Annotated in this window: 16 protein-coding genes; 5 read left to right on the forward strand and 11 right to left on the reverse strand. The window is 49.4% G+C overall.

Annotated features, from left to right (window positions below):
• The first annotated feature begins 142 nt into the window (after positions 1-142).
• Positions 143-1189 carry a linear amide C-N hydrolase gene (locus B0D95_RS02390; RefSeq protein WP_078042394.1) on the forward strand — a complete coding sequence of 349 codons (1047 nt, stop codon included), beginning with the start codon at positions 143-145 and terminating at the stop codon, positions 1187-1189.
• A 247-nt stretch (positions 1190-1436) separates the two neighbouring features.
• Here the strand turns inward: B0D95_RS02390 and B0D95_RS02395 are convergent, their stop codons facing one another.
• Positions 1437-3092 (reverse strand): hypothetical protein, encoded by a 1656-nt coding sequence (locus B0D95_RS02395; protein WP_078042395.1) that lies wholly within the window; start codon positions 3090-3092, stop codon positions 1437-1439.
• Here B0D95_RS02395 and B0D95_RS02400 point away from each other — a divergent pair.
• Positions 3091-3345, forward strand: a complete 255-nt coding sequence (locus tag B0D95_RS02400) for a hypothetical protein (RefSeq protein ID WP_078042396.1) — start codon at positions 3091-3093, stop codon at positions 3343-3345. The genes B0D95_RS02395 and B0D95_RS02400 overlap by 2 nt on opposite strands.
• Positions 3346-3504: 159 nt before the next feature.
• Here B0D95_RS02400 and B0D95_RS02405 read toward each other — a convergent pair whose 3' ends face one another.
• The 3 genes from B0D95_RS02405 to B0D95_RS02415 form a co-directional block, all read right to left on the reverse strand.
• The gene (locus B0D95_RS02405) at positions 3505-3786 is read right to left on the reverse strand and encodes a hypothetical protein (RefSeq protein ID WP_078042397.1); all 282 of its coding nucleotides are present in this window, start codon (positions 3784-3786) and stop codon (positions 3505-3507) included.
• Between the two features lie 306 nt (positions 3787-4092).
• Positions 4093-5730 (reverse strand): GDSL-type esterase/lipase family protein, encoded by a 1638-nt coding sequence (locus tag B0D95_RS02410; protein WP_078042398.1) that lies wholly within the window; start codon positions 5728-5730, stop codon positions 4093-4095.
• Positions 5731-5749: 19 nt separating this feature from the next.
• Positions 5750-7852 carry a YCF48-related protein gene (locus B0D95_RS02415; RefSeq protein ID WP_168172384.1) on the reverse strand — a complete coding sequence of 701 codons (2103 nt, stop codon included), beginning with the start codon at positions 7850-7852 and terminating at the stop codon, positions 5750-5752.
• A 393-nt stretch (positions 7853-8245) separates the two neighbouring features.
• Here B0D95_RS02415 and B0D95_RS02420 point away from each other — a divergent pair, with 393 nt between their 5' ends.
• Positions 8246-9259, forward strand: a complete 1014-nt coding sequence (locus tag B0D95_RS02420) for a pectate lyase (RefSeq protein WP_078042400.1) — start codon at positions 8246-8248, stop codon at positions 9257-9259.
• Positions 9260-9379: 120 nt separating this feature from the next.
• On the opposite strand, the gene B0D95_RS02425 is transcribed toward B0D95_RS02420, so the two are convergent.
• The 5 genes from B0D95_RS02425 to argS all read right to left on the reverse strand — a co-directional run bounded on the left by B0D95_RS02425 (position 9380) and on the right by argS (position 17366).
• Entirely contained in the window at positions 9380-11221 is a 1842-nt protein-coding gene (locus tag B0D95_RS02425) for a glycoside hydrolase family 9 protein (protein WP_078042401.1), read from the reverse strand.
• 27 nt (positions 11222-11248) lie between these two features.
• Positions 11249-13249: an alpha-L-arabinofuranosidase C-terminal domain-containing protein gene (locus tag B0D95_RS02430; RefSeq protein ID WP_078042402.1), complete on the reverse strand. Its 2001-nt coding sequence runs from the start codon at positions 13247-13249 to the stop codon at positions 11249-11251.
• A gap of 176 nt (positions 13250-13425) precedes the next feature.
• Positions 13426-14577: an AraC family transcriptional regulator gene (locus tag B0D95_RS02435; protein ID WP_168172385.1), complete on the reverse strand. Its 1152-nt coding sequence runs from the start codon at positions 14575-14577 to the stop codon at positions 13426-13428.
• Between the two features lie 17 nt (positions 14578-14594).
• Entirely contained in the window at positions 14595-15497 is a 903-nt protein-coding gene (locus B0D95_RS02440; RefSeq protein WP_078042404.1) for a hypothetical protein, read from the reverse strand.
• A 129-nt stretch (positions 15498-15626) separates the two neighbouring features.
• Entirely contained in the window at positions 15627-17366 is a 1740-nt protein-coding gene (gene argS / locus B0D95_RS02445) for an arginine--tRNA ligase (RefSeq protein WP_078042405.1), read from the reverse strand.
• A gap of 178 nt (positions 17367-17544) precedes the next feature.
• On the opposite strand from argS, the gene B0D95_RS02450 reads away from it, so the two are divergent.
• Both B0D95_RS02450 and B0D95_RS02455 read left to right on the forward strand, forming a co-directional pair.
• Entirely contained in the window at positions 17545-18339 is a 795-nt protein-coding gene (locus tag B0D95_RS02450) for an enoyl-CoA hydratase (protein ID WP_078042406.1), read from the forward strand.
• Positions 18340-18409: 70 nt separating this feature from the next.
• Complete coding sequence (locus B0D95_RS02455; RefSeq protein ID WP_078042407.1) at positions 18410-19222, forward strand: SDR family oxidoreductase; 813 nt, start codon at positions 18410-18412, stop codon at positions 19220-19222.
• Between the two features lie 7 nt (positions 19223-19229).
• On the opposite strand, the gene B0D95_RS02460 is transcribed toward B0D95_RS02455, so the two are convergent.
• Together B0D95_RS02460 and B0D95_RS02465 are read right to left on the reverse strand one after the other, a co-directional pair.
• Complete coding sequence (locus B0D95_RS02460; RefSeq protein WP_078042408.1) at positions 19230-20687, reverse strand: DUF5666 domain-containing protein; 1458 nt, start codon at positions 20685-20687, stop codon at positions 19230-19232.
• A complete protein-coding gene (locus B0D95_RS02465; RefSeq protein ID WP_078042409.1) occupies positions 20688-21590 on the reverse strand; it encodes a DUF6502 family protein in 903 nt (300 codons plus the stop codon). It abuts the gene before it with no gap.
• Between the last annotated feature and the right edge of the window lie 36 nt (positions 21591-21626).

A 21626-nucleotide genomic window follows, 5' to 3' on the forward strand; every position in this document is an offset into this window, starting at 1 on the left:
TTTTTCTACGTTTAAGCACCTGATTGGTGCCAAATGCATGATTATTTTGGTGCGTTAATTTTTATGTGATCTAAATTGGTGCAACTGTTGTAAGTGACCTTATTCAATCGCTGGTCTGGCAAAGTGGCAAAGGAGAGAAAATATGAGTGATCGCTATCGGATTGTATTTGCTGTGTTATTGGGTTGGTTGGTACTGGTTGGGTCGGCAGCCTATGCGTGTACGCGGGTTGTCTATCAGGGGCCGGAACAAACCATTATTACCGCCCGTTCAATGGATTGGCGTGACGAGATTCCCGCCGACCTCTGGTTGTTCCCCCGTGGGATGGAGCGGCAGGGCATGGTGGGCGATCACTCCCTGCGCTGGACCTCCCGCTACGGCAGTATTGTTACCAGCGCATTTGGCATGAGCAGCACTGATGGCATGAACGAGAAGGGCTTGGTCGCCAATTTGCTGTGGTTGGCGGAGTCACAATACCCGGTGTTTGATGGGCGCAAAAAAGGTCTGACCGTGGCGGCTTGGGTGCAATATGTATTGGATAGCTACGTCAGTGTGGATGAGGCTGTCAAGGCTCTGCGCAAAGAACCATTTGTGGTGGTCTCGGCCAATATTCCCGGCACCAATCGTTTTGCGACGTTGCATTTGTCGCTATCGGACGCGACGGGTGACAATGCCATCCTGGAATACATTGATGGCAAATTGGTAATTCACCACGACAAGTCATACACCGTCATGACCAACTCCCCGGTCTTTGAGCGACAGTTGGCACTCAATGAATACTGGCGCGACATTGGCGGTACGGTGATGCTGCCTGGCACTAACCGCGCTGCTGATCGGTTTGTGCGCGCGTCTTTTTACATCAATGCCATCCCTCAAACCAGCGACGCGCAAAAAGCACTGGCCAGTGTGTTTAGCGTAATTCGCAATGCATCTGTTCCATTCGGGATTTCCTCCGAACAGGAACCTAATATCTCCTCCACGCGCTGGCGCACGGTGGCTGATCACAAGCACCGTGTTTATTATTTTGAAAATGTACTAACGCCTAATACCTTTTGGGTGGATATCAGCAACGCTGATTTCAACAAGGGAGCGACAGTAAAAAAATTGCCGCTGGCAAACCATGAAACCTATACCGGCGATGCGCTACCGCAGTTTACAGCGGCAGCGCCTTTTGAATTCGCCGGTTTGTAGCCAATTTTAAAGTTTTCAAATAATTAAGCCCATGTTACCGAAAAAGCGCGTCGCCAATTATTTTGGTAACGCGCTTTTTATTAGGTACGAATCGGTTGTTTTTACACTGTAGAATTTTTGTAACGCGGATATAAGTTGAATGGTGAAAAATTTATCAACGAAAGAATGCGGTTCTGAAATAAAAAACCCTCACTTTTAGAGTGAGAGTTTTTTAGCTAACGATTTTAAGTTCGTCGTTGTTGTTAATTTAGAGCGGCGTGCGGCTTAACAAATATTGCACCAACGCATCGCGGCCATCCGGATCATCCACTTCCCCCACTTGTGGAAAATAAAATGCATGGGGCGCTACGCGGTCATCATTGGTTAATACAGTGGGTGCTTCACGCGCAGGGTTCAAAAGAAAGTCCAGGCTAGCGTTTGCGCTTGCTGGCAAATAACCTTCGGGTGCAGAAACCGATCCATTATGTAAAAACTCATCTTTATCACCCAACCCTATCAGTAAAGGCTTGGCGTAACCACGAACAAAACGCTCTGCTGGCGTGCGACCGTTGACTAACCCAGCATTAGCATTTTCCGCCAAACGTCTGGTTGCATCGAGTACGGTTAAGGTGAGAGTGTATTCAGGGTTTGGCCCAGCCAAGGTAGTTTGCACAGGGCTGAGTCCCACATTTGAGCGATCCAGTAAGACCAGTACATCATCGTCATACGCTCTGTAAAGCTCGTTGATCGGACGAATGCGGTCATTTTCTACTGGCATGCTTGGGTCAGAGGTATGACAAGCCGCACAGTTAGCACCCCCATCAGCACGAGCATTCATAAATATACTTTTACCTAAAGCAACCTTGGCCGCGTCTAACCCATCTTTTACTGGTGGGGCTGGCAATTGATCCGTGTAGGCGTTGAGTGCTGACAGCAAATCATTATCTACCCGGCGACCTGTAGGGCCAGCAGAAGCACCTGCATCAATATCGGTTCGCGTTGCTTTCACAAACGGAATTGCATCCTCTGTTGCGACCCCCATAGGGATAACGCCAGTTGCTTTCAGTGTTGCTTCATAACGTGTAGCAATCTCATCCCCAACTGGCCCAGCTAAAACATTGAGCAGCGTACGACCTTTTGGTGTGAGTAGACTGGTGGGATCCAAGGCTACGGTGTAAACAAGGTTGTTAAAATCTTCCAACTTTTCAAATGAACCGCTACTACCCCAAGGAGCCGCTAAATCAGTGCGGAAGAAAGGCGCAATGTAAGTGGCATTACCAATCCCGTCGGGTGTTGCGTCAAACGATGTTACAGGGTAGTGACGCATTCCCTTGGCATTGTTACTGGTTAAATATTCGCGTGCTTGTGCGGTTTGCTGCTCAATAGTCAAGCTGGAGTCGATACCCGCGAAATCCCCACGACCCAAAGTGGCGCCATCTAATGCATCAAATTTGAGCTGAAGAAATGGAAGGTATGCCAGAGGATTACCGGATGCAGCAAATATGGCTCCTACATCCAGCTTTTCAGCAGCGCGGCCGTCAATCTGCACACCTACCGAGCCTGGACCTACTGTATTGGCGGCCAATACAGAACCATCAGTTACCGAATGGCAAAGCGCGCAGGAAACACCCACTTTGGCAATTTGAGCGCTATCACTAAATGTTGGATCACTACCCAGTGGAAGACGTTTGCCATCTGCACCAAAAGGCACAACACCAATCACGGCGCCTTGGCGGATCAACTCAAGCGTAATCGCAGGGTCAGATAATGCAGGCGCATCCTGACCTGCCAGCGCTGCATTAATTTGTGCAACCACAACACCTGCAAACGTCGGCTCAAGAGACTCAGCATTCACACTCAAACCTAAGCTGAGCGCTTGCAGCGGCGTTAATTCAGCGGCAATGATGCCCTGAGGTAATTGCATGGCGTCAGTCCAAAAACCTTCGTTGCCAAAAGTTTCAAACCGAAATACATTTTTTCCAACTTCGACTGGCGATAAGGATGAAGACGAGGACGACATTGATGATACAGATGATGTCATGGATGAAGATGATGAAGATGCCGCTGGAGGTTTTCTATCGTTATCGTTGTCGCTACATCCTGCAAGAATACATACCCCCGAAAGGGCGGCTATAAATGCGATTGGCTTACTGATTTTCATAAAACTCTCCTTATAAAAAATTTGTACGCACGTGACTTAATATTCACTTTGCAAACACGGTTAATTCCTCAAATTGACTTGTCAGACGTTGAGCAAAATAAATACCTCAACAACTAGCTCGCGAGCGATGACTTCGAATTAAGACTTCATACTTCAGATTTATTTTAGATTTATTTTAGATTTTTTTTGGATTTATTTTAATAGAATGCTTTTCGTAATATTGATGGATTTTTTTATAGGCAATACTCTGAAATTCCCACGCATCTGACTGATAATGAGGCTTTTGGCGACTGGGCGGTGTTTGAATAAAGGGCTGCGCGATGAAGAGGGCAGCTATGGTAATAGCGATAAATACATTAAATAGTTGAAAGCAGGTATTGAAATTTTTTTGGCCGCAATGAGCCTCAGAATGGCTGTTGATGTATCTGTCGTATAAAGTATCGATAAGTGGCGTCACTTTTCTTGTCCGTGTTGGAGGTGCCTTCGGTAGGTGCAATTGATAAGGAGGAAGGGTGAGAAAAAATTCGACTACTTGATTCGAGATAAGCGGTAATGCGCGCGAGTTTTTGGAAAAATGGAGATAAAAAATACTGTAAACCTGTCGGCCAAATAGGAATTTTTTTTGAGAGGGCTAGTACAGGGGGATCGGAGATTTTTGCTTTACGGGAATTATAAAAATCAATAACGTAGATTACTAACTAACAATTTGAAGCATAAAACGTCAGCTTCAAATTGTTAGTATAAAGTGTCATTTTCGGACGATTTATGGGGAACCTGACATCTGACGCAGCAGGGCAGCCAGTGGTGCCAGTTCGGGCTGGTGGCGAATGGCGTTGGCTACCAGTTGCGCCATGGCCTCGGCGCCATTTTTTTGGAAGTGGGTGCCATCCGGCAATTGAGTACTGCCGCCCATAGTATCGCTGTAATAGGGGTTGATGCTTTTATCCACCACCAGCCAATAGTCGCGCCAGCCGGGTTCGCCCACCCGATTGGCAAAGGCGATGCTGGCTTTTTCCAAATCGATCAGCGGGAGCTTTTCGGCGCGGGCCAAATCCATAATGGTCTGGCTGTAATCGCCCACAAAGGCATAGTCACTGCCGGGTTTGTGACGGGTGAGGTGGCTGTGCACTACCGGTGTGGTTTGTACGCCCTGTGCGTTTTTAATACGCGCGGTGGGGGTGAAAAGCACAGGCATGGCGCCGCGCTCCCGGGCAATTTTCACATAGCGTTCCAACGAATGGTAAAAGGCCAATTCCGGTTTGCCTGCCGGGTACTGTGGTTGGCCTTGGGCATTGTTTGGGTAGGTGCATAAGTTAGCGACATCAGCCGCGCCGCGCAGAGGTTTACTGGCATCACAGTTTTGATCGTTGTGGCCGTGATTGATAAATACATAGTCACCGGGCTGGATAAGTTTTTCCATCTGCGCAAACCAGCGGCCATTGTAAAAATCCCGTGAGCTGCGCCCGGCGCGCGAGCCGACAACCACTTTCACGCTGGCATTGTCGGCAAATTGCGCTTCTAACATTTGACCCCAACCCATACGTGGGTAGCGCAGTTGTTCGTACACCGCCGACGTGGAATCGCCCACGATAAACACGCGGGTTTTGGCCTGGCGAATAGCCGCTGCTTCCTGACGTGCGCGCGATAGGTCAAACACTTCATAGGCTCCTGAACTCTGTAACCCGACCAGTGGCCGAAAGCCGGGATCGCTCAGGCTGGTATGGCCAACGCTGCCGGTGTTGTTGTCGTAATTGCGGTTGTGATTGAGCAGCCCCAGCATCTCCTGCAGGGCACTGTTATCCGTTAACGGATAAGTCGCCGGGTCAAAATGATCCACATCCCTTATACCAACCTGTTTCAACGCTTGCGCAAAACCGGCCTGCATCGGGCGCCTGGCTTGAGTGAAGGCGCTGGGGGTGAGTGGTGCGATTGCTGGTGCATCTATCCATTGTTGTGGGCCAATAAACCCCTGTGCGACGGCCAGGTCAGACACTATGCGATCAGTGAGCGGGTTGATATTGGCAATAGCGGTTGTGGTGGCCGGCAGCGTCTCAATCACTGCTGCCATGCAAATCGGGCGCAAGGTTGCATTTTGCTGGCAGTCTTCACTCTTGCCACCGGCAACGGCTGACAGGCGCAGCGGTGGGGTTAACCCCTGCACAGGCAGGCTGTAGCTGCCATGGCTATCGGTAGTGGTTTGGCGCGTTTCGCCCTGTGCATCGCGCAGGGTCACCACAGCATTGGCCAGTGGTTGTCCCGCTATCACCAATCCTTGTAATTGGGCTGAGTCACCTGTGGTGTGTTGGCAGGCGGACAGGGCGCCGCACAGGCCGAGCAGGAGCAGGGCGTGGCGCGAGGTTTTTGCTATAGCGGATTGTTTGATGGCTAGGGTGCAGGTCATAACATGGTCATCTTTTGTGTCAGTGGAGTAGTGGTATACGGATCAGGCGTTCACCGCCGCCCAGCAGCATGCGCTGTTGGGTATCCAGCGCGAGGGACTTGATGGACGCCGAGGTGAATTTGTCGAGCGGCTGCCAGTGCTGCCCATCATCCCTGCTGTAGATAATGGTTCCCGCACGGCTGGAAGCATAGAGAATGCCGGTAGCGGGGTCTTGCACTGGTTGACGGATCAGGTCAGTCGCGGGCGTTGCTTGTAGCTGCCAATCCTGACCGGCATTGGTGGAGCGCAATACCGTGCCGTGGGTGCCGGTAATTATCAGCGTGCCGCTCTGGAGTTTGGTGAGCGATAACAATGTACGATTGGTATGGGTCGCTACCTGGTGCCACTGTTTCCCGGCGTTGTCGGAGTAGAGCAGTATCCCTTGTTCACCTCCCCCCCAGAGCCGTTTGCCATCGGCATAAGTCATTTGCAGGCTGTGGCTGACCCCACTTTCCTGTGCTTGCCAGTGTTTGCCATCGGCTGAGAGTGTGATTCGCCCGCCTTGGCCAACGGCGATAAAACGTTTCAGCGGGTGGCTATAAGTACCGGAAAACAGTTGCCTGTTGTCATCACTCGCCACGCCGTCCCAGTGTTCACCTGCATCCGTCGAATAGTGAATCTTGCCGGGGCCTGCAATGGCCACCAGCGTTCCCTTGTCGTTTCCCAGCAGTTGATGAAAGTAGCCCTGCGTGGCGTCGCCCAATGCTAGGCGTACACGCCAGTGATCGCCGCCATCGTCAGACACTACAACAGTGCCCGGTGGCCCCGCTGCGATCAATCGGTTGGACTGCTGGTCGTGGATCAGCGAGAAAAAATAATCGCTTTGCTGGGTTGTGGCGTTCACCGCTTGCCAGTCTTGACCGCCATTCGTGGATGACAGCAGTAAACCTTTCGCGCCAACCGCGAGCCACAGTCCTGCGTGTGTTTGGCTAAGTTGATGCACAAAATCCAGCGCAGGCGCTTTAAGCCATTGCCAGTCTTGCCCCTGATTTTTGCTGTGCAGCAACAACCCGCCAGCGCCATAGGCGACAAGTTGCCCGTCCGCCACGGCAATCAGCCCTTCAATATCCGCTTCGGTGCCTGTCTTGATCGGGCTCCAGGTGCGGCCACCATTGTGTGAATAGGCAAGGGTGCCGCTGTCGCCTGTGACCCACAGGGTTTGATTGAATGCGCTAATGGTATTGAGCGGCGCGTCCAGCATGGCGACAGGAGCCCAGAGTGTGCCGCCGTCATCGGACAGTAGAATCTCACCTGCACTGGAAATCGCAATCAGCGTATCGGTATCAGCATGGTGATGCAGGCCTGTAAGAAATGCGTTGCTACCGGTGGCGATTGTCTCCCAGTGCTGCCAATGCGAATCGCTGCGCAGGATTTTGCCATCGGTTGTCGCAAGCAATAATACCTCGCCGTACACCACCAAACGCGCGAGCGACAATTCCGCATCAACCGGTATTGTTTGCCACTCACTGCCGCCATTCGTTGATATCAGCAATAACCCATTGTCACCCAGAGCGATAAGACTGGCGCGTGTGGGAACAGCATAAATAGCGCTGATGTTGGCATTGTTTTCCAGCGCAATTGTGCGCCAGTCAGCGCCATTGGATGAGTACAACAAGGCGCCTTGTTCACCGCCAGCTACCCAGGTGTTATGTGCAGTATCAAATGCAATTGCCAGTAATTTTTTGTCGCTATGACTGATTTTTTTTATCCAGTGAGCACCGCCATCGGTTGAATGCAGCAGCAACCCCTCTTCCCCCACAGCAACCCATTGGCTTGCATCACTATTTGTGGCGAGTGCAAAAATACTATTGCTCACACCAGTTGCGAGGCTATTGCCACCTACAGCATCAGCGCTATTGACCTGCAGCGAGATTATGGTGCCATCTGTTCCTGCAATAATATGTTGTGTCGGGTGAGACAGCGCCGTTAAAAAACGTGGGTTAGTGACACGTAAATTCTGAATAATGGCATCGCTTGTGAATAATGAGTTTTCGGTAGCCGCTAAGGCAGGTGCCGATTTTTTTTCACAGGCGCAAAGCAGCAAGGTGCCAAGAACAATAATTATAAAAGGCAAACTTTTCATGATGAGAATGTTCATTTATTTTTTTGAAATGAAAAAGCACGCCACAACAGCAAGTCAATAAAAGACGCTGTGACCTTGTTAACACATGAGAGGGATTGAATAAATGCCATTACCGATGGGTAGCGATTATTTTTTTACACATAAGCCTTTGGTTTATAGGCTGTTTGTTATCGCTTGCGGATAAGTTACCAATAAATGGAAAAAATTCCTACCGATAAATTGTATTTACAGCCTAATGAAAACTGCTATATTGCCGTTGCTAGGATTTTTGCGGGCATAAACAGCAGTTTATGCTCTTCGCGTCAGCGAAGCGTGCACCTTGCACGGTTGGTTTGGTGGTACGCGAGTTGCAAAATCTGCTCCTCTTCTGTTCTCTAGAGAAAGGAGTTTTTTATGTTAAAAAAAATAATGATAACAACGCTATTGATTGGTACCTCTGCCGCCGTTATGGCAGCCAATCGCCCGAGTGGATACACCACGATTTGTAAAACAGACCAAACCTGTACCGTATCTCAAGCGACAAATGTGGCTTTTGGTGCGTCAGACAAGTTTGTTTACAAAGTACTGAGCGGTTCATTCAAATGTAGCGTCTCAACTTTTGGTTCTGATCCAATCCCATCCAAAACTGTAAAAGAGTGTTCAATTCCTGCCAGTGGTACAGGAACCAGCACGCCAAGCAGTAGCAGTGTTGCATCATCGTCCGGTTCTACGGGTGGTAGTGCGGAGTGTAAAGCGGGAGCGGTAATTGAGAACAAAACCGTCGATTGCGGTGGCAAGACACTCGGTCTGTCATGCCCTGGCGACGGCGAAGGACAACCGCCTGTGATTACCCTGAAGAATGCGACGATTAAAAACCTGCGCATTTCCAAAAGCGGTGGAGCAGATGGTATTCACTGTACGAGCGGTTCCTGTCGTGCAGAAAATGTGGTCTGGGAAGATATCTGTGAAGATGCTGCCTCCCTGATCAGCAGTGGTACACGGTTCACTATTTCCGGTGGTTCTGCGTATAACAATACCAGTAATTCACCGGGTGGAAAGCCTGATAAAATTTTCCAGCACAACTCCAAAAACAGTACCTTTGAAATTAATAACGGGTTTACTGCCAAGGGTGTGAACGGAAAATTGTGGCGTTCTTGCGGAAACTGCTCAAGCAATGGCGGGCCGCGTAACCTGGTAGTGAACAATGTTCGCATAGAAGGAAAAATTGATAGCATCGCCGGTGTAAACCGTAACTTTGGTGATAAGGCAACGATTCGTAACCTGAAAATCCAGGGCTATAAATCCGGCTCACCCAAAGTGTGTGAGGAATTCCAGGGCGTACAAAAAGGTAGCGACTCTAGCAAGTACGGTGAGTACTGGAATACTGCAAACTGCGATGTAAGTAAGTCTGATGTAACGGCTTTCTGATTTTTATAATAATGATTCAACAATAATCGGCCCGCAAAAATCAGTAGCCCCTCTCTGGCGACAGAGAGGGTTCTAATAACACTCATTTCACCTTGCGGTTTTCATCCTCTAACATCCTGATTATTCAGTGAGTACCTGCAATGCTGCGGATACATAAACCAAGGGCGCATTCCAGTTAATCGCAATTTCATTACTGGCGTAACTACACTCTTCATCCAGATAGGATTTTGCAGCCAGTGTTGAAGGGTAGGGCTTGCTGCAACTGGACTTATCCTCTTGACCTGCATTGGCACCGCCCGCCAGAAAACCGGGAATTGCACCGGGGATGCCATCTGCACCGGAAGGGCGATGATGAATATTCTGCGGTGTTTTTTTGCCAAATCCTGTAACAAATGAATAGTCTGTCGGGTTTCTTCCCACTACATAATCCAGCAAGGATTGCGCCGCATTCAAGTAAGCCGTTTTTGATTTGTCGCGTTGATAGGCTTCAAGTAATACCCAAGCGTGATTCAAAATACCGGAATTGCTGCCCCAATTAAAATCACCCGTACTGATGGCAACACCATAAGCCGAACTTGAACCTTTATTGACAATCGTGGTTGCAAGGTTGTCCAGTTTTGTCTTGATGATTGCCGTCTCTGCAACTGCCGTCAGCTCTGCACTGTGGCGTGCAAGTGAAAACAGCCCCAAGGTTTTTACGCCGCCCCACCAAGGAACATCGGGTGTCAGGTTGGCCAGGTTTACATCGGTGTAGTAGCTATCGATTTTTGTGGTTATGTATAACTCTGCAGCGGCCCACATAAATTCGTCGCTCACATCACCATCGCCGTAAGTGCCTGTCGATATGTCTGCAGGTTGCGTGTAATAAATGCGCGGGTTTGCTTTTGCCCAGTCGTAAGCTGTTTTAGCGGCAGTTAACAGGGTTGCAGAAAATCCGGGAAATTGCGTTTCATAGCCTGCATAGACACGGCTCGCGGCCGCCAGAGTTGCCGCAAAATTCAAAGCGGCTGCTGTGGTTTTTTGCACAACATAACGATCTGAAATATCGTTCGCGGGCATCACAAAACCGCTAAAGTTTTTACTGGTGAGTTTATGATACACACCGCCATCATTCGGGTCTTGCATGGCCAGCATCCACTCAAGGTTCCAGCGTATCTCATTCAATAAATCAGGCACATCATCATCGCTTTCGGGAATATTGAGATGTTGGTGTTTAAAATAATCACCAAAACTTTCATAAGCGGCGAGTAGTGTGTAAGTGGATATGCCGGAGTTAACAACGTAGAGATTGTAATCACCGGCATCGTACCAACCTTTAGGTGCAGCGATGACGGAGCCCTCGGGGCGTAAAGCACTTTTTGCACTTGCGTGGATGTACACTTTATCGCCCATGTGCCCCGCCGCGCGTTTGTATACACCCGCATGCGCTTCGAGGAGCTCGGTGGATGCGCGATTAAAATAAAACGCTTTTACTGCTCCAGCATTAAGTGCCTCATAAGCATTGTCCGATACAGTAAATTCAGCGGCTTTTTCCACACCATCCACTTGAAGCTCATAACTGCCTGCGGTAGTGATCGCGGAAAAATCAGCAAGCTTTACTGATTCCTGTGCAGGAACCCAGGTTGCTGCCGCACTGAGATTACCGGTAAGCGCGGTGCTGTTATCGCTCTTGTTTATGACGCGAAAAGTGGTCGCTGCTACGGCGGGGATGACAGCCCATTTCTGTGAATTGGGTTTAAAGCCTATCTGATTGATTTTAATTAATGCCTGACTAATAGCCGCACTGCTCGTAGCGGCACTACTGCTAGCAGGGCTACTGGATTGACTGCTTGTCGTGGCAACGGAAGAACTAACGGCAGCACTTGATGGTGGTTTGGGGCTGCTTCCGCTACCCCCGCCTCCACCACAGGAAACATTTGCCAGACAGCAGATGAGCAGGCTGATGGTACTTATTGTTCTCATTAAAATACTCCGGGCTATATATTATTGTTAGTGGTTAAGAGGAATGCTAATGACCGAAACGGAATGCGGTGGTGCTGTGTAGGTGAGTGTATTGTTTTTAAACCCCTGCCGATGTATTTCAGGTTTGATCTGATCCGGTGATGCAAAACTATTTTCCGAGAGCAAGTGCTTTGCTCCCAGATAAGTGATAGTAGCGATAGATTTTTTCACCGGTGCAGGTACAGTAAACTGGATATGACGGGCATCAGCGTCAGTATTTACCAGTTTAATCAGCAGCGCATTTTCTGGTTGGTCGGTAGCTGCAGATGCGTACAAACCATTTTGTCCTGTCAGGGGCTTTCCTGCGTGGGTAATACTCACTAATTCGCTGCCTTTATGGGTGGAAAATAATTGTTGTACCTGATAATTAGCCGTAGCTAATACCTGTAAATTATTAAACCAAATCATGTTGGGTGACCATTGCCACGCATCCGTATGAGCCATTAAGGGTGCATAAGATGTCAGCTGAACCACATCGGCATTGCGTTCCAACCCTGTTATAAATGCGGCTTCGGCCAATGCAGTTTCCCAGGAGTTTTTATTCTCCGGGCTAACCACGGCAACACTTTGCGCGGCATATTCTCCTGCAAAAATTTTAGGTCCATTACGATCATAATTATCGTAACGTGTCGCGTTGTTTTTGAACCAGGCGATATCCCGATAATAATGTTCATCGATAATTTCGGCGTTTAGCTTTTTAAGTTCGCGATGGGCGTAATCAAACATCTGTCCATCGGCGAAAGGGCCTGAACCGGAAATTAAAATGATCTCCGGGTGCTTTTCCTTTAATACTTTTTGGAACACTTTGAATCGCTCAATGTATTGAGGGCCCCATTGTTCGTTGCCAATACCAATGTATTTCATATTAAAGGGTTCTGGATGACCCATGTCGGCACGCACTTTGCCCCAAGGGGATTGGGTAGTTCCATTGGCAAATTCGATCAGGTCAATAGCATCCTGAATATAAGGGTCCAGTTCGGAAACCGGCACCAGCTCACCGCTATTAAATTGGCAAGCAATACCGCAGTTGAGCACAGGTATTGGCTCTGCTCCTAAATCTTCTGCGAGTTGAAAGTATTCATAAAAGCCGAGACCAAAGCTTTGGAAGTAATCGGGTGTCAGCTTGTGTTTGAATTCAGTGTTCCACCGGCTGATCATGGTAGGGCGGTTATCCAGTTGTCCCAGTGTATTCTTCCACTGGTAACGCTGGGCCAGAGTTCTTCCCTCAATAATGCAACCGCCAGGAAAGCGCAAAAAACCTGGTTTCAGGTCAGCCAGTAATTGCACCAAATCTTTCCGTAAACCGTTTTCGCGCCCTTTCCATGTGTTTTTAGGAAACAGGGATATCATGTCCATATCCAGTGTTCCCTTACCCTCAAAGGTAATTTTCAGGCTGGCTTTTTCTTCGGTTGCAGTAGCGACCAGGGTTTGGCTGTATTTATGCCAATCTTTGTGTGTAGTCGGTATGGCAGTGCTGGCAATAACCTTGCCCTTGGCATCAACCAACTGAGCTACTACGCGCTTGATTGTCCCCTCGGGATTGGCTGCATAAAATGAAAGGCGGTAGGTTTCGCCTTTGAGAATGCCCATGCCGCGGAAGCCTTCATTTACCAGACTGTAGTTTTTATCGTTGAACACGTTTACGCGCAGTACATTTTTATTGGTTGTGTTTTCAGCAAAATTAAGCGTATTGGCAATACCGGAATCATCGTTAGTAGAGTAGGGATCTGTTGCGGGTTGCGACCAACCCATTAACGGCTGCTCGAATTCAAACGAACGGTTCTTGACCAGCTCCGCATACAAGCCACCGTCTGCTGCGAAATTGATATCTTCAAAGAAAATACCGTACATGGTGGGTTGGATCTTGGCGATTGGCGTGAGGTTCACATCCAGTTTGAGGGGATCAGCCCCTGAAGCGGTGTGTGTAATAAGTGAATAAAGGGCAACACCCAGACTCGTCTGGATAAGTTTTTTGATTGAGTATCTCATGGTGATTGAATCGCTATTGTTGTTGGAAGATACGCGCGAGCGTTTGAGTTGCGTGGTAAGAACGCCCGCTATCGAGTCTGTAAAGAGTAGCAGTAATTGTAAAGTATCAGTTTCTTCTGGTGCAGAAACTGATACCTGATGAATTTTTATGCACCAGAGTGGTGGAATGCTCGCGCTTAACTGAGGCTTCTGGTGGTTTGGTCGCGGTATTCAGAGGGGGTAAGGCCGGTGAACTTCTTGAAGAACCGGTTAAATGCCGGTTTGCTGTTAAAGCCAACCGTGGTTGCAATCTCCATAACATTTTGTTGTTGGTTAGTCAGATCACCGAGGATACGTTTAGCTTCGTCAACACGGTGCTTGTTAACAAACTCATGAAAATTTTGATTCAGGTGACGGTTAATAATCGCGGATACCTGACGACTGGGAACGCCAATCCGTGTTGAGAAGTCTTCCAGGGTGAGACGCGAATTCAGAAAAAGCTTGTCTTCATCCATCGCCTTGATCACTTTTTCAATATAGTCGGGCCGCAGGGGATCGCGTGCTGGCTCCTCTGCTGAATCGGTAGTGTAAGGCGTGTGTGAAGTATTGGTGTGCAGCAGCTTGTAAACCAATAGGCCATTGAGCAAACCGCAGGCAAGGTAATTGGTAATAATGCCCATGGTATCGCCAAAGGTATAAGTGTAAAAACGCGTAAAACCGGATAAATGAATAACCAGTGACCATATCCATACAAACAGGAAACTGCCTAGCAACAACTTCAGCCATTGCATATCAGCCTTTTGCGCACTGCGTGTCGGGTGTTGTGCTGAACGGGTTTTTCTGCTCAATAAATAGACACAGTAAAAGCCGTAGCCAAGGGTAATAAACTTTTGCAGGGTGATGAACCAATTAAAGTTGCCCGGAAAAGGCGCGAGCATTTCAAAGTCCAATGCCAGTTTGCGTTTAAGTTCAGTGGAATGACGGTAGTAAAGAAAGTAAAGGTAAGGTGGTGTCAGTAGGGTTGGAATCAAATGCCACATGGCTTTTTTACCCAACTCGAAGCTTGGTTTAAGAAGCGATAGGGTGTACCAAAATAACACCGGGCCTTGTAAGAAGCTGGCAAAGGCAAATAAAAAGAACAGGTCTGGTGAGAAATCAAATGCTTTTGTGCGCAAGCCTGCGCCATACTGGATTAATACATTGGTGGCGATCATGCCATTGAGCAGCGCAAGCACCATTAGCAGCCGTTGTCTCAGGTGCTTGTGAGCGAGCCCCCACATCAGAATTAATGCAATCAGAAAGCATTCCCCGGCAAAGAGTGCTAATACCAAATCATGGATATTGAACATTAACTCTTTCATTGGTATTAATTTTCACCCCAGCCAGCTTTTAAGCTTTCCCACATATCTTCAAAATGCTGTTGTTCGTACTCGCGTAATGCATTGTATTGCGCTTCATCCAATGTTGTGCGCGCGGTGTTTAGATAATTGTCTTTGTAGTCGTGCAGTGCTTCTCGTGCCTTTTCGATCAAAAAGGGTTTTTCTTCAGCCGGTGCTGCGTTAATGCGTTGGCCGGTCATTTCCAAATAGTGGGTGAACTCCTGTTTTTGTTCCAGCTTGCTCAGTAATAACAGCTCGCGCTTCTCCGTCGGAATGGCTGAGCCACCCTGTGCCCGATCAAAAAAATCGTTCATTTGATATTGTTCGTACGCTGAGTCCTTGAGTAGCTCATAGGTTTTTCTATCTTCGGGTGAGTCAAGCAATTGGGCAATTTGACGGTCAATCTCTGCCAGACTTTCCTGCTGTTTACGAATAGCGGCTTCGGTATCGGCTTGTGACGAATAATAACCAATACTGGTTGCTCCCAGAATCTGCTCGCGCTGCAGTAGTAACTCCTGCAGTTGGTTGCGCGCCTGGCCGGATAACCCCAATCGCGACATAAGCAATGCATATTTTTTTTCCAGCGTACGCGTGAGGTTTTCTTGCTGGATACTGGCAAACTCATCCAGCTTGGAGGATCTAACAACAGGATTTGCAGTCAGGGTAGTTTGTTTGGTGGGTTGCAATGTATTTTGCCCAAAGGCAATGAACTCCTGCAAGCTATCAATTTTTTTCTGATAAGTCTCACGCTCTTCCTGCAAGCGAGTATCAAAATCTGCTTGTTGCTGCGCTAGCTGTTGTTGCAGGGTTTTATTATCCAAATAAAGCACACTGTAATGCGCGCCAAGAACCAGCAATGTAATTGTAAGGATAATACAGAGTAGCTTCATTTTTACCTCCGTAAATACGGGTTCATTATTATGGATTTAGGTAAATTTGACCGAACGTTGCCGAGCTTTTTATATTTGCTGCGCCGCCATTTATAAAGAAAGTGTGACGACACAGCAAGTTTGATGGTGTTACATCCTCTCCATCACCTCAATCCCCAATAATTCCAACCCCTGTTCAATCGTTTTCGCCACCAAATGACACAAGCGCAAACGGCTATCGCGCACGTCAGGTTCTATGCCATCTTTCAGAATCGGGCAAGCTTCGTAGAAGGTCATGTAGAGGCTGGCGATTTCATACAAATAAGTACACAGCAAATGCGGCATGGCTTCGCGGGCGACTTGATCCAATACTTCGCTAAATTGCAGCAACTTAATCGCCAGCGTTTTTTCCTGCTCTGTGCCAATAATAATCGCATTAGTGAGTGATTCAGGAGCCACTCCGGCTTTGCGGAAAATACTTTGCACGCGGGTGTAAGCGTATTGCAGGTAAGGCGCAGTGTTGCCTTCAAAGCTGAGCATGGATTCCCAGCTGAATATGTAATCGTTCGTGCGGGTTTTACACAGGTCAGCGTATTTCACTGAGCCGATGCCTACCTTGCGTGAAATTTCCGCGATTTCATCAGCAGACAAATCGGGATTTTTTTCACTTACCAATGCGCCTGCGCGTTCAACGGCTTCGGTTAATAACTCGGCGAGTTTAACGGTGCCACCGGTGCGGGTTTTGAAGGGTTTTCCATCGCTGCCCATCATGGTGCCGAACGCCAAATGCTCAAGGCTTACGGATTCATCGACAAATTTTGCTTTGCGTGAAAGGGTAAACACTTGTTGCATATGCAGCGATTGGCGCGCATCAATAAAATACATAATGCGATTGGCTTTTAATGTGTTCACGCGATAACGCAGTGCAGCCAAGTCGGTAGTGGCATACAAAAATCCGCCGCCTTGCTTTTGGATAATCATTGGCGATGGATTGCCTTCTTTGTCGGCGAGTTCTTGCAGGAATACGACTTGCGCGCCGTCGCTTTCTACGGCGAGGCCTTGGTCTTGCAGTTCTTTTACAACGGGCGCGAGATCGTTGTTGTAAAAACTTTCGCCGCGCACATCAGTGTCTTTGAGCGTGACGTTGAGCTGTTGGTAAATTTCAGTGCTGTGATGCAGGGAAATGGTTTTAAATTGTTCCCAGAGTTTTAACATTTGTGCATCGCCGGATTGCAAGCGCACAACATATTCGCGCGCTTTATTGGCAAAGGCTTCGTCGCCATCAAAATGTTTTTTGGCTTGCTGGTAAAACACTTCCAAATCTTTGAGTGCCATAGCTTCGTCGCCTTTGGCTCCCAATTGTTCTTCCAATTCGGCAATCAACATACCGAATTGTGTGCCCCAGTCGCCCACGTGGTTTTGGCGAATAACATTGTGACCTTGAAATTCCAGCAGGCGAGCGAGGGAGTCACCAATAATGGTGGAGCGCAAATGGCCGACATGCATTTCTTTGGCGAGGTTTGGGCCAGAGTAGTCGATCACCACATTTTGCGGGTTGGAAACTTGCTCAACCTGCAGGCGCGCATCGCTCTGCGCTTTGGCGATTTGCTCACCCAACCATTCGGGCTTGAGGTCGATATTGATAAAACCGGGGCCGGCGATTTCTACTTTTTCAGCGATGCCGGCCAGATCCAATGCGGCGACAATTTTAGCGGCCAACTCGCGTGGGTTGGTGCCCATGGCTTTAGCAGCGCCCATGGCGCAGTTGGCTTGGTAATCGCCAAAACCGGCTTTTTTACCGGGGGCAATCAGAGCGGGCAGGTCAGCGGGTACACCCACGGCGGCCATGGCATTGAGGACTTTTTGGTTCAGTAATTCGCGGATATTCATAGAGTCAGGGAAATCGCTAGAGGCTGGAGAATTAAGGGCGGGAATTGTACCCGCCAGTGCTGGCGCTTGCCATCTTTTATGCCTTGGGCGGGCAGGGGCGGTCTGCTTGGCTATACTCCTACCTGACCTTGCCTTGAATGTGGCATCAAGGCTGAACTTGCCCTTACAGGATTTGATAATGACAACCAGCCCCTTCCCCCAGAGCCCCAGCCCACAGATTGTTGCCCAGCTTGACCAGCGTATTTTGACCCTTAGCTTCAATCGCCCCGAGCGCAAGAATGCGTTGACCCTGGCGATGTATAGCGCGTTGGCAGAGCTGATCACCCAGGGCGATAGCGACGCGCAGGTGCGTGTGATTGTGCTGACCGGCAGCGATGAGTTTTTTACCGCTGGCAATGACTTGATGGATTTTATGAATGAACCAAACATTCACCCCAATCACCCGGTGGTACGTTTTATCGACGCCCTGCGTCACTGTAAAAAACCGGTGGTTGCGGTGGTGCGCGGCCATGCGGTGGGGATTGGTACGACTATGTTGCTGCATTGTGATTTGGTGTATGTCGCCGAGGATGCGCGCCTGCAAATGCCCTTTGTGAATTTGGGGCTGTGCCCTGAATACGCCAGCAGCTATCTCGTTCCGCGTTTGGTCGGGCAACAAAAAGCGGCGGAATTATTGCTGCTGGGTGAACCCTTTAGTGGTGTGGATGCCGAAACCATGGGTATTGCTACTAAAGCGGTTCCCTGGGATGAACTGACGGAATACGCTCGCGCCAAAATTGCACGCCTCGCACAGCAGCCACCGGGGGCGGTACAGCGCAGTAAAGCATTATTGCGTGCGAGTACCTTGTCGGCGGTGGAGGCATCGCTCAAGGCGGAATATGCCGGTTTTGCTGAGGGATTGGCCTCGGACGAGTGTAAAGAATCAGTCACCGCTTTTTTTGAAAAGCGTGCACCGGATTTTTCTCGTTTTTAATTCTCGTCGCGTTTTTGATTCTGGTTATGGTGTTAATTCAGGCAACAACACATTGGATTGGAAAAATATTATGAGTACGCCCTTTAATTTCAAACATAAAAATGTCCTTGTTGTCGGTGGCACCAGCGGCATTAATCGCGGTATTGCAGAAACCTTTGCCAGGGCGGGTGCACGCGTTGCGGTCATCAGCCGCTCCCAGGAAAAAGTGGATGCTACGGTTCAATCATTAACGGAGTGCGGCGCCGCAAGTGCTCGGGGTTTTGCGGCGGATGTGCGCGAAGCAGAGGCAATCAAAACCGGTATTGATGCCATCGCCGCTGATTGGGGTAAGTTGGATGTTGTGGTTTCAGGTGCAGCGGGAAATTTCCCTGCATTGGCGATGGGTATGTCGCCCAATGGTTTTCGCTCGGTGATTGAAATCGACCTGCTCGGCACCTTCCATGTGATGCAGGCCATTTACCCGCACCTGCAAAAACCGGGAGCATCCATTATTAATATTTCTGCGCCCCAGGCAGACATTCCCATGGCGGGCCAAAGCCATGTGTGCGCCGCTAAGGCCGGGGTGGATATGATTACTCGCACCCTGTGTTTGGAGTGGGGTGCAGAGGGCGTTCGCATTAACTCTATTATTCCCGGCCCGATTGATAATACGGAAGGTATGAAGCGCTTGGCACCGAATGAAAAAATTCGCGCTGCTGTGGTGAAATCTGTTCCTCTGCAGCGCATGGGCAGCACTGACGATATTGCCAATGCCTGTTTGTTTCTCGCGTCTGATTTTGCCAGTTACATCAGCGGCGCCGTTATCCCCGTGGATGGTGGATGGGCACAAGGCGGCGCCGCCATGGTGGGTGCAGGTTTGGCAGAGATGCTAAAAGCGCGCTGATACTGCGTTAGTCATCGTCATCCTGATCCTCATCATCCAGTTCGATTTCCGTCGCATAAAATTCGCCATTGAGTTGATAGCCGCGAACTTCAATTTGTTGATTCAGCGCAATCAAGTAAAAGGCGGTGAGTGACAGCAGGTTGTCGTCGCCACGAGTGATAATGGTTTCTGGCGTGGTGAAAATTTTGCGGCCAAACAGCATAAAATAATCTGGCCCTACCGCACTGATGACACCTTCAAATTCGCGGGTGTTATCGTCATTATCATCGGCTTCTTCACGTTCAATTTTGGTAGCGACAAAGCCCGTGGCGGTGGAGTAGCCAGTCACTTCTACCTGATCTCCCTGCAGTAAACTGCTGAGGTTAAAGCGTTTCAAGTCGAGCTTTTTATCTTCATAGCGCGTTTGTGTGGTGGTGGTTATGACAACGCCATCCACCTCCAGGGTGCCGCTGATAATACCCGTCGTAGTGACGAGATTAATCCCGGTGACGGTGCCGCTGATTTTGTTGTTACTCACCTGCTCAAATTCCAGTTTGCTGGCGACCAAAACACCATTGGCATTCACGCTGCCTTCAATTTCTACTGTGGCGCCCAAGCGCAAATCGCTGAGCGAACCATTTTCAAGGCGTGTTTGGTTGGTGGTGGTGGCGCTAATACCGGCCACATCGAAATCAGTGGCTGAGGCATAGCGAGTCACAAAACCTTCTATGTCCGCCTTGTCCAGATTGCGCGGCAGGGTTTTATTCAGGCCGATGACCAGTGTTGCTTGCAATTGGTTGTTGCCCATCACCCCGATAGCGGTAACGCGCGCGCCGTTGGTAAAACGATTGCCATCCAGATTAATGAGCTGGGCGCCGCTGTACACAACGTTGGTGTCGCCCAGGTTAAAACTGTTGCCGGTCAAGTTAGCCACAAGCCCGGTGAGTTGCAGTGTTTCGCTGCTGGACAGCTCAATACGGGTTGCGCTGATGCTGCCATCGGCCGCCACGGCACCGCTCACCAAAATGCGCTGCCCCACTGTGAGGCCAGCAAGCGATGCGGGTTTGATCGCGGCATCAAACAGGGTGTCGTTGGTGATGTGAACGGTTTTACCCAGTACGACCAGCAATTTATTGTTCGGCTCTATGGCGGTGATTTCACCGACCAGCGTGGGCACAAATTCAATTTTCTCGGCTGTGGTTTTGCCGTCGGTAATGGTGCCGCTGACACTGACCTGATAGCCGACCCGCAGGTCATCTTCGGTAGCTAATTGGCCATTGATCAATATCTGTGCCTTGTCCGATTCATATTTCACGCCGTTGACAATCACACTGCCAAAACCGTTGATGGCGCCATTGCTGTTAGTGCTTGCCACCGGCGCGCCGCTGCCATCAATACCGGCGGTTTGCGCACCGCCAGAGCCACCGCAACCTGACAGCAATGCCATGGTGATGGCGGCCAAAAAGGGAAGTGATAATCGGGTCATTTACTGCTCTCCACCATCGCTATGATCGCCTTCTGCTGGCGTTTCGGGTTCGATGAGATTACTGAATAAGTAGGTGCCCACACCCAGTCGCCAATGGGGCGTTTCTGGTGGCAGGTCACTCTGTTCATGTTCGCTGAGCCAGGCATCAACCTGCTCCAAAAAGGTCTGGCCTTGCTGTTCGACAAACTGTTGGAACGCCAGTGCGGTATCCAACGGCATACGGCTATTGCTGGCGCGCCGCTCAAAGCGCAGTGCGTGTTGCGCGCGCTGTGAGGATGTTGCCCTTGCCGGGAGTTTTTCGCTGTTGGCTTTATAAATGTTGTGATGCAAGGTGTTGCCAATATCCTGTAACACGCTGCCTGCGCGGAGCAGTGCTGCCGGATCTGATTGCGCCGGCACAAAATAACGTTTGGTGGCGATGACCTTGTCATCAGCCAGGGGTTCGACCACACCCACTCGTTTTAATTCTTTGAGCAGCGCACTGGCAGGAAAATCACCACCATAACGGCGTACCAACAGGGCAAAGCTCTGCTGTTCGCCATCGATATCCAGTGGTTTGGGTTGATGATCCGGCGTACAAAAATCCGGGTCCTGATGCCAGGCCGACAACAGACGCGTCAGGCGATCCTGATGCTGTTGGCTCTGTTCACTTTGCTCATTGCTGTGCATGGCTTCTTTGATGCGTGCGACTTCTTTGCGATCAATACCCGTGAGCATAGCAACGCGGGAGAGGTTGGTGTCGCGCCCGCGAATACCAAATTCGTCGGTGGCGACTTGCACATAAAGCTGTTTGCAAATTAATGCGAGGTCTTTGTGAGTTACACCGTTGCGCAGCAGTATCCCGATGATCGGCTCCATGAGTTGCCGACAGGCGGATAAGGCTGTGTCTTTAGGTGTAGTCATAATATTTTCAGTAGCAATCGATGGTAATAGGGCTGC

The sequence above is a fragment of the Cellvibrio sp. PSBB023 genome (assembly GCF_002007605.1).
GTDB lineage: Bacteria > Pseudomonadota > Gammaproteobacteria > Pseudomonadales > Cellvibrionaceae > Cellvibrio.